Source organism: Peribacillus sp. NJ4, assembly GCF_030348345.1.
In the GTDB taxonomy this organism is placed as follows: Bacteria; Bacillota; Bacilli; order Bacillales; family DSM-1321; genus Peribacillus.
The window spans coordinates 4402998-4416135 of sequence record NZ_JAUCFQ010000001.1 but is presented as its reverse complement, the minus strand read 5'-3'; the positions used below and the strand labels follow the sequence as shown (position 1 = coordinate 4416135).

At 40.0% G+C, this 13138-nt stretch carries 14 protein-coding genes; 13 read left to right on the top strand and 1 reads right to left on the bottom strand.

The features are described from left to right. Positions 1–127: 127 nt before the first annotated feature. From QUF94_RS22015 to QUF94_RS21970, 10 genes are all read left to right on the top strand, one after another. The gene (locus tag QUF94_RS22015) at positions 128–970 is read left to right on the top strand and encodes a MurR/RpiR family transcriptional regulator (RefSeq protein WP_289317716.1); all 843 of its coding nucleotides are present in this window, start codon (positions 128–130) and stop codon (positions 968–970) included. A 57-nt stretch (positions 971–1027) separates the two neighbouring features. After that, positions 1028–2182 carry a M20 peptidase aminoacylase family protein gene (locus QUF94_RS22010; protein WP_289317715.1) on the top strand — a complete coding sequence of 385 codons (1155 nt, stop codon included), beginning with the start codon at positions 1028–1030 and terminating at the stop codon, positions 2180–2182. Then, positions 2175–2969, top strand: coding sequence for a GNAT family N-acetyltransferase (locus QUF94_RS22005; protein WP_289317714.1), 795 nt, complete (start codon positions 2175–2177; stop codon positions 2967–2969). Before QUF94_RS22010 ends, QUF94_RS22005 begins: the two co-directional genes overlap by 8 nt. 13 nt (positions 2970–2982) lie before the next feature. After that, entirely contained in the window at positions 2983–4092 is a 1110-nt protein-coding gene (menC, locus tag QUF94_RS22000) for an o-succinylbenzoate synthase (protein WP_289317713.1), read from the top strand. Positions 4093–4252: 160 nt separating this feature from the next. After that, a complete protein-coding gene (locus QUF94_RS21995) occupies positions 4253–5332 on the top strand; it encodes a YkvI family membrane protein (protein ID WP_289317712.1) in 1080 nt (359 codons plus the stop codon). A 172-nt stretch (positions 5333–5504) separates the two neighbouring features. Continuing rightward, positions 5505–6920, top strand: coding sequence for a SpoVR family protein (locus QUF94_RS21990; protein WP_289317711.1), 1416 nt, complete (start codon positions 5505–5507; stop codon positions 6918–6920). Positions 6921–7060: 140 nt separating this feature from the next. Further along, positions 7061–7546: an arsinothricin resistance N-acetyltransferase ArsN1 family A gene (locus QUF94_RS21985; RefSeq protein ID WP_289317710.1), complete on the top strand. Its 486-nt coding sequence runs from the start codon at positions 7061–7063 to the stop codon at positions 7544–7546. Between the two features lie 22 nt (positions 7547–7568). Further along, complete coding sequence (locus QUF94_RS21980; RefSeq protein WP_289317709.1) at positions 7569–7766, top strand: hypothetical protein; 198 nt, start codon at positions 7569–7571, stop codon at positions 7764–7766. Positions 7767–7837: 71 nt separating this feature from the next. Continuing rightward, on the top strand, positions 7838–8293 hold the full coding sequence (locus tag QUF94_RS21975) for a MarR family winged helix-turn-helix transcriptional regulator (RefSeq protein WP_289317708.1): 456 nt from the start codon (positions 7838–7840) through the stop codon (positions 8291–8293). Between the two features lie 91 nt (positions 8294–8384). Next, complete coding sequence (locus QUF94_RS21970) at positions 8385–9758, top strand: FAD-dependent oxidoreductase (RefSeq protein ID WP_483313694.1); 1374 nt, start codon at positions 8385–8387, stop codon at positions 9756–9758. A gap of 391 nt (positions 9759–10149) precedes the next feature. Here the strand turns inward: QUF94_RS21970 and QUF94_RS21965 are convergent, their stop codons facing one another. Then, the gene (locus QUF94_RS21965; RefSeq protein ID WP_289317706.1) at positions 10150–10590 is read right to left on the bottom strand and encodes a cell wall hydrolase; all 441 of its coding nucleotides are present in this window, start codon (positions 10588–10590) and stop codon (positions 10150–10152) included. Between the two features lie 399 nt (positions 10591–10989). Between QUF94_RS21965 and QUF94_RS21960 the strand changes: the two genes are divergently transcribed. From QUF94_RS21960 to arsC, 3 genes are read left to right on the top strand one after another with little or no spacing between them, the layout of a single operon-like run. After that, positions 10990–11337 carry an ArsR/SmtB family transcription factor gene (locus QUF94_RS21960; RefSeq protein ID WP_289317705.1) on the top strand — a complete coding sequence of 116 codons (348 nt, stop codon included), beginning with the start codon at positions 10990–10992 and terminating at the stop codon, positions 11335–11337. Between the two features lie 18 nt (positions 11338–11355). Further along, positions 11356–12654 carry an arsenic transporter gene (locus QUF94_RS21955; RefSeq protein ID WP_289317704.1) on the top strand — a complete coding sequence of 433 codons (1299 nt, stop codon included), beginning with the start codon at positions 11356–11358 and terminating at the stop codon, positions 12652–12654. Positions 12655–12685: 31 nt separating this feature from the next. Beyond that, positions 12686–13105: an arsenate reductase (thioredoxin) gene (arsC, locus tag QUF94_RS21950; protein WP_289317703.1), complete on the top strand. Its 420-nt coding sequence runs from the start codon at positions 12686–12688 to the stop codon at positions 13103–13105. Positions 13106–13138: the final 33 nt, after the last annotated feature.

Sequence of the window (13138 nt, the reverse complement as noted above, 5' to 3'; positions counted from 1 at the left end):
AATTCTGAATATTATTGTTTTATTGAAAATCCCATGATAAAATACTCTTTATTATTAACGAAGCGAAAACTTCATATTGGAATATTTAAAGTTTTAGATTCATATCTTGCAACAGAGGGGATGTTTTATGGATTTACAGCAAAAAGTTAAAGAGGTGTTCCCAGATTTATCAACTGGTCAAAAAAAGGTAGCAAAATACTTGTTAGTACATTCACATACATTTGCAGTCACTTCAGCTCAAAAGCTCGGAAAAGATATAGGCGTGAGTGAAACGACCATCATCCGCTTTTGTTATTCATTGGGGTTAAGCGGATTTGCGGAACTTCAAAAACTTATTCGCAATCAATTGATATTCGAGAGTAGCAGTTTGAATGAATATCATTCTTCAAAACTTGAAGCTGCGAATCAGCCAAACTTCATGGCTCAAGTGATGGGGCAGGATATCGTCAGCATCGAAAAGACAATCAAAAATTTATCAAATGACGATTTCTCCAAAACAATTGATAAATTGGCGGCAGCAGACAATGTATTGGTATCAGGACATCGGTTATCATTTTCGGCAGCACATTGGTTAACCTTTACGCTTAGGCTAGTAAGGGAAGAGGTCCATTTATATAGGCCGGATACAGATGATATTTTTTTATTGCTGAATAAAATGACTGAAAATTCCGTTTTTGTAGCCATTTCATTTCACCGTTATGTGAAAGAGACTGTGAAAATCACGGAAATGGCCAAACAAGCCGGGGCATTTGTTATTGGCGTTACGGATTCTGAACTGGCTCCAATTGCTGACTTCACTGACATTTTATTGCCCATTTCAACACCTAGGACTTCCACTATCGATACGGCACCGGTTTTATTCTCATTATTGAATAGTTTAGTAGCAGGTGTATCGATTAAAGATGAACAGGGTTTTAAAGAGAGAAAAGCTATATATGACGCGTTCAATCAAGACGATTATTTCTTTTGAGATAAACATCAGTTCGAGATGCAAACCGATTAACCGGGATATAAGGGGGAGACATAAATGGATATCACACAATCAATCGAAAAATTAAGGCCGCGTATCATCAATATCTTCGACCATTTACACGCACATCCTGAAACGAGTTGGAATGAGGTGAATACGACAGCTTTCATTTCAAATATTTTAAGGGAAAGTCAGTCTACGGTAAAAACATTCGAAGACTGTACAGGAGTGATTGGGGAAATCGGGGATGGGAATTTCACAGTCGGGTTACGATCGGATATCGATGCACTTTGGCAGGAGGTACATGGGACGTTTCAGGCCAATCATTCCTGTGGACACGATGGGCATATGACCTTGGCCCTTGGAGTATTCCTGGTATTGAAGGAAATGGACTTTCAACCAAGAGGTAAGCTGAAATTCATTTTTCAACCTGCTGAAGAAAAAGGTACAGGTGCCTTGAAGATGATTGAAGAAAAAGTTTTGGATGATGTGGATTTCCTTTATGGGGTGCACTTAAGGCCAGTCGAGGAAGTGAAGGATGGGCAGGCTGCACCAGCCATTGTACATGGAGCCGCCCGGTTCATTAAAGGAGAAATAGTGGGAACGGATGCACATGGAGCCAGACCGCATCAAGGACAAAATGCCATCGAGATAGGGGCGGCATTCATCACTTTGTTAAATGGGATCCATCTCAATCCATCCATCCCTTATTCAGTAAAAATGACGCAGTTTTTTGCTGGTGGTGAAAGTTCCAATATCATCCCGGGGCGAGCCACTTTTTCATTGGATTTACGGGCTCAGGATAATGCAGTGATGGAAGAGCTCACCCGAAAAGTGGAAAAGGTTGCAGAATCTTTGGCCATTGTCCATGGAGTTGATGTGAAACTCGAACCGGGGACTAAAGTTGCTGCAGCAACCGTGAACGATCAAGCCCAGGAAATAATGGCTGAAGCGATAGCCGATACACTTGGGGAAGAAAATCTGGTAGCGCCTGTCATTACAACAGGAGGAGAAGATTTTCATTTTTATACGTTGAAAAGACCTGAAATCAAAGCGACGATGCTTGGATTGGGCTGTGATTTGACACCAGGGCTCCATCATCCGAACATGACGTTCAACAAAGATGCTTTGTTATCGGGAATTGAAATCCTGACCAAGGCCATCATTCTTACTTTCGAGAAATATGGAGAGGGGGTCCACTTACATGACTGATGAATTAATCATTAAATCCCTATCGACACTAGAGGATTTACAAGAAGTGCAGCGACTTGAAATCCTTGTATGGGGCATGGATTGCGTTCCTACCCATCAGACGATTACCGCAGTCAAAAACGGAGGGCTCGTTTTAGGTGGTTACATCAATGGCCAGTTAGTGGGATTTCAATACAGTTTCCCAGGATTTAAGGATGGAAGGGTGTTTCTTTGTTCACATATGTTAGCCATCCATCCGGATCATCAAAAGAAGGGCTACGGCAGATTGCTTAAACTGGCACAAAAAGAAGAAGCACTCAAAAAAGGCTACGACTTAATCACATGGACGTATGATCCATTGGAAAGTGTGAACGCAAACTTGAATATCGGTAAACTAAAAGCGGTTTGTTCAACATATATGGAAGATTGTTATGGAGAAATGAAGGATGCCCTCAATGAAGGATTGTCGACTGATCGGTTCATGGTGGAATGGAATATACGGCAGGAAGCAAATGAAGAGCCCCCACTTCCTGATAAAGCCACATATATCGTAACCACTGGAATGAATGACCAAGGCTTTCCTTACATCAAGGATTATCATTTGAAAACCAATGCCGATGTGGTCGCCATTCCCATTCCGACGGATATTCAAAAAATCAAAAAAGGTAATCTCAGCCTTGCGATAGATTGGCGGTCGATAACGGGTGAATTATTCAAAACGCTTTTTGCCAAAGGGTATGTTGCAGTCGGAATAGCTCGGGAACAAGGTGAAGACATTCAAAACTACTTATTAAAAAAACAAGAATAAAAGGGGAATCCAGATGAAAATAAAAGAAGTGCGTTTACGCCATCTAAATATGGATTTGATAGCTCCATTTACAACAAGCTTTGGAACATTTGTAGATAAGGAATTCATACTTGTGGAAGTGAAAAATGGAGAGGGGCTTTCAGGTTGGGCTGAATCAGTGGCGTTTTCAGCACCTTGGTATAACGAAGAAACCATAAAAACCAATTGGACCATGCTGGAGGATTTCTTGATTCCGCTTGTATTGGATAAAGATATAGAACATCCTCGTGATGTATCGGATATGTTCTCGCACATTCGGAGAAATAATATGGCAAAATCGGCAATCGAGGGGGCTATCTGGGATTTATATGCAAAAGAAAAGAATGTTCCATTAAGTATGGCTTTAGGCGGGGAACTGGAAAAAATTGATGTTGGAATCAGTATCGGCATCCAAAAAACGGTACACGAATTATTGAAGAAGATAGAAGATGGATTGAAGGATGGGTATAAAAGAATCAAAATAAAGATTCAACCAGGTTGGGATGTTGATGTAATCAGGGAAGTACGCAATCGATATCCCGATGTACCGATCATGGCAGATGCAAACTCCGCTTATCGGATGAAAGACATCGAATTACTGAAACAACTTGATCAATTTGATTTAATGATGATCGAGCAGCCTTTGTCATCAGATGATATTGTAGATCATGCCACATTACAAGCGGAAATCAAAACACCGATTTGTTTGGATGAAAGTATACATTCCGTGGAAGATGCAAGAAAAGCCCTTGAATTGGGAAGCTGTAAAATCATTAATATCAAGATCGGCAGGGTAGGCGGTTTAACGGAAGCGAAGAAAATACATGATTTATGTAAAGAAAGAAATGTTCCGGTTTGGTGCGGGGGGATGTTGGAATCAGGTGTGGGACGTGCTCATAATATCGCATTGACAACACTTGATAACTTCACGATGCCTGGTGATACGGCGGCATCTGCGAATTATTGGCATAAGGACATCATTAAACCAGAGGTTACAGTGAAAGATGGAGTCATAACTGTTCCAAAGGCGGCAGGCATCGGCTATGAAGTCGATTACGCTGCGGTCGATGAATTCACTTCCTATAGTAAAAGATATACAAATTGATAAAATAACCAGGTTGGAATAGTAACTCTACCCAGCTTCATGGGCGATGGCTCGTTAAAATTAATGAAGCTGGGAAGCTATTACGGAACAGTGATGAGAGGAAGATATTTTTTTAACTCAAATTGTCAGAATAATCATTTAATTGAAGGTGGAATCGGATATGAAAAACAGTGTAAATCTTGCAGGTGCATATATTGGAATCATCATTGGAGCAGGCTTCGCCTCAGGACAAGAAGTATTACAATTCTTCACAAGCTTTGGAATCTACAGTGTATTGGGAATTGTGGTGGCGACAGCTTTATTCTCGTTTTTAGGCATGCAAGTTACACAATTGGGGAGCACCCTCCAAACACGCTCCCATAAAAACATCATCGATCATATTTGTGGCCGCTATTTAGGCAGGGTGGTCGATATTATTATCACATTTTTTTTGTTTGGAGTTACAGTCATCATGATTGCTGGTTCCGGAACGATTTTTGAAGAACAATTCGGGGTACCCAGTATAGTTGGTGCAATCCTCATGACAGTGCTGACGATAGGTACGCTTTTACTTAATGTTAATAAAATAATGTCCATCATTAGTGCCGTCACACCATTTTTATTTGTTATCATGATTATTATTTCAGGTTATTCATTTTTCACCTCCGATCTAAATTTCAATGAAATCATATCTTCTTCAAGTAGGGGGAATGCTGCAACCGGAAATTGGATGATGGGTTCATTACTTTATGTTTCATATAATATGACGGCCGGAATTGCCATGCTAGCCGTAATGGGAGGTACCATTAAGAATAAGAAGGAGGCTGGTATGGGAGGCCTTCTAGGAGGTATTGGATTGGGGATCTTGCTATTCTTGATCAATATGGGGATGATGTCCGATTTGAAGGGCATAGAAGGCTCAGGGATGCCTACCCTTCATTTAGCGAATCAGATTTCTCCATGGTTGGGATATATCCTATCAATCATCCTTTTAGGGATGATTTATAATACCTCGGTCGGAATGCTGTATGCATTTACAGCCAGGATGGTGCCTGCCGACACGAAACGCTTCAAGATATCCGTGATTATGGTGGGAACCCTCGCATTCCTTGCAAGTTTCGTTGGCTTCATTAAATTGGTTGGAACAGTATATCCAGTCACAGGATATTTAGGATTTGTAATCATTGCAGCGCTTATCATATCCTGGATCCGTTCAAAAGCGAAAAAAGGGGCCGTGACTACGGAACTCGCGAAATTATAATAGGGAAGGGAAATTTAAGGATTAGAGTTTAGAACTGCATGGATCTTTGACCTGACATCTTCTTCATGGAGGTGTTTTTTTCTGTTATCGATGACCTTTACTCATGATCACGGCATTTTTCCTCCTTTTTTTCATACATTAGTTTAAAGGCGGAAGACAAGGGGGATATCGGATGAATGGAGCGGAGCAAAAGGCTCTGGAATATGCCATTAGTGAAATTACAGAAATAGCAACTGGGTTTGGGTTGGATTTTTACCCGATGCGTTATGAAATTTGCCCTTCAGAAATCATTTATACATTTGGTGCCTATGGGATGCCGACCCGTTTTTCTCATTGGAGTTTTGGAAAGCAGTTTCATAAAATGAAGCTGCAGTATGACTTTGGATTAAGTAAGATCTACGAACTGGTCATTAACTCTAATCCTTGTTACGCTTTTCTGTTGGACTCCAATTCACTTGTACAAAATAAATTGATTGTTGCCCACGTTTTGGCGCATTGTGATTTCTTTAAGAATAATATACGTTTTAATAATACTAAGAGAGATATGGTGGAAAGTATGTCGGCCACGGCAGAAAGAATCCGTGAATATGAAATCCTGCATGGCAAAAAGGAAGTGGAAACTTTCCTCGATGCACTATTAGCCATTGAGGAACATATCGATCCGTCGTTGATGAGACCGAAGCTTGCCTGGACGATGGAAGATGAGGAAGAAGAAGAGGAAATAAAACCGACAGCCACACAATACGATGATTTATGGAATCTTGAAAATAAGGATAAACCGAAGAAATCCACCGTGAAAAAAAGAAAAAAATTCCCGCCAAGGCCTGAAAAGGATATTATGCTTTTCATAGAACAGTACAGCAGGGATCTAACAGATTGGCAACGGGATATCATGACGATGATCAGGGAAGAGATGCTGTATTTCTGGCCGCAGCTGGAAACGAAAATCATGAATGAAGGCTGGGCATCCTACTGGCATCAACGCATAATCCGTGAATTGGATTTATCCTCAGGGGAAGCGATTGAATTCGCTAAACTGAACGCAGGTGTCGTTCAGCCATCAAAGACCAGCATCAACCCTTATTATCTTGGATTAAAAGTGTTTGAAGATATTGAAGAACGCTATGATAATCCAACCGAAGAAATGATCAGGCTTGGCGTCATACCCGGATCTGGACGGGAAAAGATGTTCGAAGTCAGGGAAATCGAATCTGACATTTCCTTTCTCCGCAATTATTTGACGAAAGATCTGGTCATGCGTGAAGATATGTATTTATTCCAAAAGCAGGGCAAGGATTATAAAATCGTCGATAAAGCATGGGAACAGGTTCGTGACCAACTCGTCAGTATGAGGGTTAACGGTGGATTCCCCTATATCACAGTAAATGATGGAGACTACATGCGTAATGGCGAACTTTATCTGAAACATTGGTATGAAGATATTGAACTGGATCTGAAATATCTCGAGAAAGTCATGCCATATATCCATCAGCTTTGGGGACGCTCCGTGCATATGGAATCAGTCATGGAAGGAAAAGAAGTCCTGTTTTCCTATGATGGAAAAGGTATTCACCGGAAATATTTATAAAGAGGAAGAAAACTGCCGGTCACCCGGCAGTTTTCTTGTTTCATCCAATACTTGCGATTTGCAAGTATTTCTGTTATATATAATTAATATAGAATATTTTGAATGAACTCATTTGGTAGCGAAAGGAGCAGGGGAAAGATATGATCATTCGTGAAGCGATGGAAACGGACATAGATTCCGTCAAAGAAATTTACAATCAAGGAATTGAGGATAGAGTTGCCACGTTAGAAACGGAACTGAAGGATCAAGCCTACATGAAGGATTGGTTTGCCAAGCACATGGGACGATATAAGGTAATCGTCGCCGAGCAGGAAGGGGAAATCGTTGGATGGGCTTCCTTGAATACATATAACAGCCGCGATGCTTATAAAGGGGTTGCTGATTTATCCGTTTATATCTCAAGAAATCATCGAGGAAAAGGGATTGGCGGTTTATTGCTGCAATCCATCGAAAAGCTCGCAAAAGAAAATGACTTCAATAAAATTGTGTTATTCACATTTCCCTTTAACCAGATTGGTCAAGGATTGTACAAAAAACGGGGGTATCGCGAAGTAGGAGTGTTTAAGAACCAGGGAATTTTAGACGGGGAATTTGTCGATGTGATGGCCATGGAAAAATTACTTTAAATATTTAGGGGGGAGGAGGATTATGACAGTGAACCATTCAAGCGTATTGTCTGTTGGTTATTTTGATGCCTATTTCAGGCTGGTTTTAGCTTCTCGTGAACCTGTGGTGGAAAAGGCAAAAGAATTCATTGAAACCAACTTTTTTAAAGGCGAAGCGTGTTATTATGGCGAGCAAACTCACCTGAATTTCATGACGGCTTTTAACAAGCTGAAGGATTAATAAAAAAATAGTTGAATCAAATAGTTGCAAAATGCAAATAATTAGCGTATAAATAAAGTGAGGTGAAAGTAATGGAAAATGAAAACCTTAGAGGTCTCTTCCAACTCATAACAAGACGTTTTGGATTATTAAATAAAAATTGTTGCAGCGCTGATGGAATTGAGATATCCCTCGTTCAAAGCCATATCCTGTATGAAATAGACCGACAAAATAAGGCTTCCATCCAGCAAATTGCAGAAACATTGGGAACGGATATTACGACGTTCAGTCGACAAATCCAATCCCTAATAAAATTGAATTTAGTCACAAAAACCCCTGATGCGGAAGATCGGAGAATTTCTATCCTTTCTCTGACCGATGAAGGCGTGAAAGTCAATCAAACCATCGATCAACAAATGAATGATTACTTAAATGAGATCTTCAAGACGATGAATGAGTTTGAAAAGGAATCCGTCGTGCGTTCTCTGACATTGCTTAATGATCGAATGTTGAGGTCATCTGTATGTTGTACTACTCCTTGGGGGTAGTATAATTTTTCGACAATACTTGCAAAATACAACTTTTTCGGGGTGGAAGATTTATGAAGATAAACTGTAAAAATTATAGGAGGGAACAATGATGGTTCAATTTGAGAAAAGTACATTACCAGTAGCAATTATAGGCGGAGGTCCTGTGGGGCTGGCCGCTGCCGCTCATTTACTAAAAAAAGGGGAGAAGTTTATCGTATTGGAAGCGGGGGATTCCGTTGGTTCGAGTATGTTGGAGTGGGGACACGTTCGAATGTTTTCTCCGTGGCAATATAACATCGATAAAGCAGCAAAGGAATTACTGGAGAACGCTGGATGGACGTCACCAAACGAAGAAGCTTTGCCAACAGGTCGCGAACTGGTAGAAGAGTATCTTCTTCCGCTAAGTAACCTTCCAGAAATAAAAGAACAGATCATCTTACAGGCAAAAGTAGTCGGTGTTGCCAAAAAGGCTCACGATAAATTAAAAACAGGAAAACGGGATATCGTTCCCTTTCAACTCTATGTAGAAGTGAATGGTGACACAAAAGTCATTGAAGCAAAAGCTGTCATTGATTCATCAGGTACTTGGACCAATCCAAACCCGATCCTTTCAAATGGAATTTGGACGAATGCGGAGAGACAATTACACAATCAAATCCACTATGGCATTCCTAACGTCGAACAATTAGAAAACAGATATCAAAATAAAACCACCGTGGTGATTGGAAGTGGTCATTCTGCCATAAATGCCTTATTGGATCTGGCCACCTTACAGCAGAAATTTACGGATACAAAGATCTACTGGGTTCTTCGTAAAAAACAGATAAATGAAGTGTACGGCGGGCAAGAAAACGATAGCTTGGCCGCTCGTGGAGAGTTGGGCATAAGAATTCAGCAAATAGTGGAGTCTGGAAGAATCAATATTCTTACTCCCTTTCATATTAACGGAGTGTACCCAACAAACGCTAAAATAACTGTTGTGGGAGAACTAAACGGAGAAGAAACCACAATCGGTGAGATCGATGAAATCGTTGTGAGTACAGGTTTCAGACCAGATACATCCTTTTTAAATGAAATAAGGATAAACCTTGATTCAGCTGTGGAAAGCATAGACGAGCTTGCTCCATTAATTGATCCCAATATTCATAGCTGTGGAACGGTGAGGCCGCACGGTGAACAAGAATTACGGCACCCTGAAAAGAACTTCTACATTGTTGGCATGAAGAGTTATGGAAGAGCACCTACATTCTTATTGGCAACAGGCTACGAACAAGTACGTTCAGTGGTGGCTTATCTTACTGGCGATGTAGAGGGAGCAAAAGAAGTACACTTGGAACTACCTGAAACAGGAGTCTGCAGTGTTAATATAGCTTCTAGTACCTGCGATTCTGATATTCCTGAAACTGAAACAAAGGATGGTTCTTGCTGCGGCGTCCCCGTTCTAGCGAGGTTGGAAATTAAAAATAATTCTTGTTGTAAATAAAACAGAAGACGAGTCTGGTCTTTTTATAGGCATTGGTAAACATAATCTCTCGGGCACTAAGGAACTAACTCACCTTTAAGTTTAAGTACAATATTTCACAATCTTGCTTTTTGATAACGATTACTAAATGTTTGATATAAAAAAGGGAACACCTGCTAACCAGGAAGTTCCCTTTTCATTTCGTGAGTTATAAATACACCAAAACAACGATTGAAAAAATAGGCTGGGGTTTCAAGCTTCTTTAACAGACAACCGTTACATTACCAACAGGAGTTGCATGGAATGAATGTGATTGGCTATCAGCACCTACGACTAAAAGATTTTGTATTCGCTGAACCAATAGAGAAAAATTAAAATAAAACTCCAGTATTAATAAGAGCTCCTAGACAACCTAACCGGAATAAACACTTTCACATGTTCCAGGTTTTGGTTCATAATAACAATGATTTTTAAATTGTCCAGCAAAAGGTTGATCGTACCATGTTGGTGGGCATGGAGCATATGGATTAAAATACCAAAGAGCATATTTCCCTGGGTGTTGCCTCCAATAATCCAAATTCTGTTTCGCTAATCTTTTTTCAGCAGTTCTCGCTCTTTGATAAAATACATTACCTTTTTGAACAGCTTCAAAAGAAAAATTTCCTCCTTGTACTTGATAAACGACTTGTGGAATTGTTCTTAAATCTTTAAAGTCTAAACAATTTGCTTTAAGACGATTAACAATTACATTGCCAACATATAACATTCCTTGTAATCCTTCACCTTCAGCTTCTGCTCTCATCATCCTTGCCATTAAGTCAACGTCTGAACTTCGGTAATTTACTCTTGGCATTTTTTCACCCCAATAATATAGTATGAAAAAACCCTACATTAATGTCATTGTTTATAAAATAAGAATGCATAGTTTTTAAAGCTTACAGCTTTTAAGTAAGAAGTAAACTATGGCATTCTTTTTTATAACTTTATGTAACTATCCTGTCCCATCAATAAGAAAATCAACACCCCCTTTAACCGAGCCTTTGGATAAGATTTCCCAATGCTAGTGAAGTGCGGGCGTAGGCAGAGTTCGCCTTAGTCGGAGTTATTTCGAAACATCTATTAGCAGGCTAAAATTAAAAAAGTATATTGTTGAATATTTAATTATTGATTAAATAAGAATATACTTATACAATTATCCTAAATAACCACATAAGCATATGATTATTTATTTGATTAGACTAGGAGGGATTAAATGCAAACGAATGAAGCTTTGGATATAGAAGGAACTGCAAACGTTCTTAAACTTCTAGGTGATAAAACTCGTTTGACCATGGTTAAAATCATGTCTGATCATGAATGTTGTGTCTGTGAATTTGTAGACCTGTTCGAAATGAGCCAACCTGCCATCAGCCAACATTTACGGAAGATGAAAGATAGTGGAATCGTGAAAGAATCGAGAAGGGGGCAATGGGTTTTTTATTCGTTAAACCCGTCTTCATCATATCACTCATTTATTCAGACGGTCATCAAGGATTTGCCAAGTCAAAACTTTAAATTAGAAGATTTATCAGCACAAGGAAAACGGATTTGTTGTGACTAACTAGGAGGTACTACTTCAGTGGGATCAGTTATTTTGGCAGTTATCATCTTTTTATTAACACTCATTCTCGTCATCTGGCAGCCAAAGGGATTGTCGATCGGATGGTCAGCTTGTGGCGGTGCGGTTTTGGCCTTACTTGTTGGTGTGGTGGATTTTACTGATGTCATAGACGTGACATCCATAGTCTGGAACGCTACACTGGCCTTCATCGCCATCATCATCATCTCGCTTATTTTGGATGAGATAGGATTTTTTGAATGGGCAGCACTGCATATGGCTAGGGCAGCCAAGGGAAATGGAGTAAGGATGTTTGTTTATGTAAGTATCCTCGGTGCTCTTGTAGCTGCTTTTTTTGCAAATGACGGAGCTGCTCTAATCCTTACCCCGATTGTATTAGCAATGGTTCGTGCCCTAAAGTTTAATGATAAAATGATTTTCCCATTCATCATCGCCAGTGGGTTTATTGCGGACACAACCTCATTGCCTTTAGTGGTGAGTAATCTTGTAAACATTGTTTCCGCAGACTTTTTCAATATCAGTTTTGCCGAGTTTGCATCAAGAATGATCGTACCAGATCTTTTTGCATTGGTAGCAAGCATCTTGGTTTTATATCTGTTTTTCCGTAAAAGCATACCGGAAAATTATGATGTATCCCAACTAAAAAAACCAGTGGAAGCCATTCGGGACCAAAGAATGTTCCGATTGTCCTGGATAGTATTAGGGATATTGCTGGTAGGTTATTTTGCAAGTGAATTTATTGGAGTGCCTGTATCCATCATTGCAGGCATTGTGGCTATTTTCTTCCTCATGATGGCTAGAAGGAGTCCAGCAGTCAATACGAAAACAGTTATTAAAGGAGCACCATGGGCAATCGTCTTTTTCTCTATTGGCATGTATGTTGTTGTGTACAGCCTGCGGAATGTTGGATTGACGAATGTATTGACGGATTTAATCCAAGTTACAGCCGATCAAGGATTATTTACAGCAACGATGGGGATGGGCTTCATAGCCGCCATTCTTTCATCGTTTATGAATAACATGCCAACCGTGATGATTGATGCCCTTGCCATTTCCGATACCAATACTACAGGCGTGATCAGGGAGGCCCTTATATATGCAAATGTCATTGGTTCGGACTTGGGACCGAAAATCACTCCGATTGGTTCTTTGGCAACGTTATTGTGGCTGCATGTCCTATCATTAAAAGGCGTGAAAATCTCATGGGGAACCTATTTTAAAACTGGAATCATCTTAACCATCCCAACATTGTTCATCACATTAGTTGGCTTATATATATGGTTACAAATTATTCATTAAACACTTACATTATTCATGAAGGAGAAACAGCATGGCTAAAAAAACATTATACTTCTTATGTACTGGTAACTCTTGCAGAAGCCAAATGGCAGAGGCTTGGGGGAAGAAATATTTAGGTGACGAATGGCAAGTGCTTAGTGCAGGAATCGAAGCACATGGGTTAAATCCAAAAGCTGTACAAGCAATGAATGAGGTTGGATTGGACATCTCCAATCAAACATCGGATATCATCGACCCTGACATATTGAATAATGCCGATTTTGTCGTTACGTTATGTGGCGATGCGGCAGACAAATGTCCAATGACACCACCGCATGTTAAACGCGAACACTGGGGCTTTGATGACCCGGCAAAAGCGGAGGGAACAGATGAAGAAAAATGGGCTACCTTCCAACGTGTTCGTGATGAAATAGGAGAAAGAATCGAACGTTACTCTAAAACGGGCGTATAAAAAATGTAAAGCCGTGAGCGATCTCCCGGCTTT

Excerpts from the sequence above, each read along its gene's own strand:
- QUF94_RS21975 (WP_289317708.1), top strand. The coding sequence starts at position 7,838 with ATGGAAAATGAAAACCTTAGAGGTCTCTTCCAACTCATAACAAGACGT.
- QUF94_RS21990 (WP_289317711.1), top strand. The coding sequence starts at position 5,505 with ATGAATGGAGCGGAGCAAAAGGCTCTGGAATATGCCATTAGTGAAATT.
- QUF94_RS22015 (WP_289317716.1), top strand. The coding sequence starts at position 128 with ATGGATTTACAGCAAAAAGTTAAAGAGGTGTTCCCAGATTTATCAACT.
- QUF94_RS21995 (WP_289317712.1), top strand. The coding sequence starts at position 4,253 with ATGAAAAACAGTGTAAATCTTGCAGGTGCATATATTGGAATCATCATT.
- arsC (WP_289317703.1), top strand. The coding sequence starts at position 12,686 with ATGGCTAAAAAAACATTATACTTCTTATGTACTGGTAACTCTTGCAGA.
- QUF94_RS21960 (WP_289317705.1), top strand. The coding sequence starts at position 10,990 with ATGCAAACGAATGAAGCTTTGGATATAGAAGGAACTGCAAACGTTCTT.
- QUF94_RS21985 (WP_289317710.1), top strand. The coding sequence starts at position 7,061 with ATGATCATTCGTGAAGCGATGGAAACGGACATAGATTCCGTCAAAGAA.
- QUF94_RS22005 (WP_289317714.1), top strand. The coding sequence starts at position 2,175 with ATGACTGATGAATTAATCATTAAATCCCTATCGACACTAGAGGATTTA.
- QUF94_RS22010 (WP_289317715.1), top strand. The coding sequence starts at position 1,028 with ATGGATATCACACAATCAATCGAAAAATTAAGGCCGCGTATCATCAAT.
- QUF94_RS21970 (WP_483313694.1), top strand. The coding sequence starts at position 8,385 with ATGGTTCAATTTGAGAAAAGTACATTACCAGTAGCAATTATAGGCGGA.
- QUF94_RS21980 (WP_289317709.1), top strand. The coding sequence starts at position 7,569 with ATGACAGTGAACCATTCAAGCGTATTGTCTGTTGGTTATTTTGATGCC.
- menC (WP_289317713.1), top strand. The coding sequence starts at position 2,983 with ATGAAAATAAAAGAAGTGCGTTTACGCCATCTAAATATGGATTTGATA.
- QUF94_RS21965 (WP_289317706.1), bottom strand. The coding sequence starts at position 10,590 with ATGCCAAGAGTAAATTACCGAAGTTCAGACGTTGACTTAATGGCAAGG.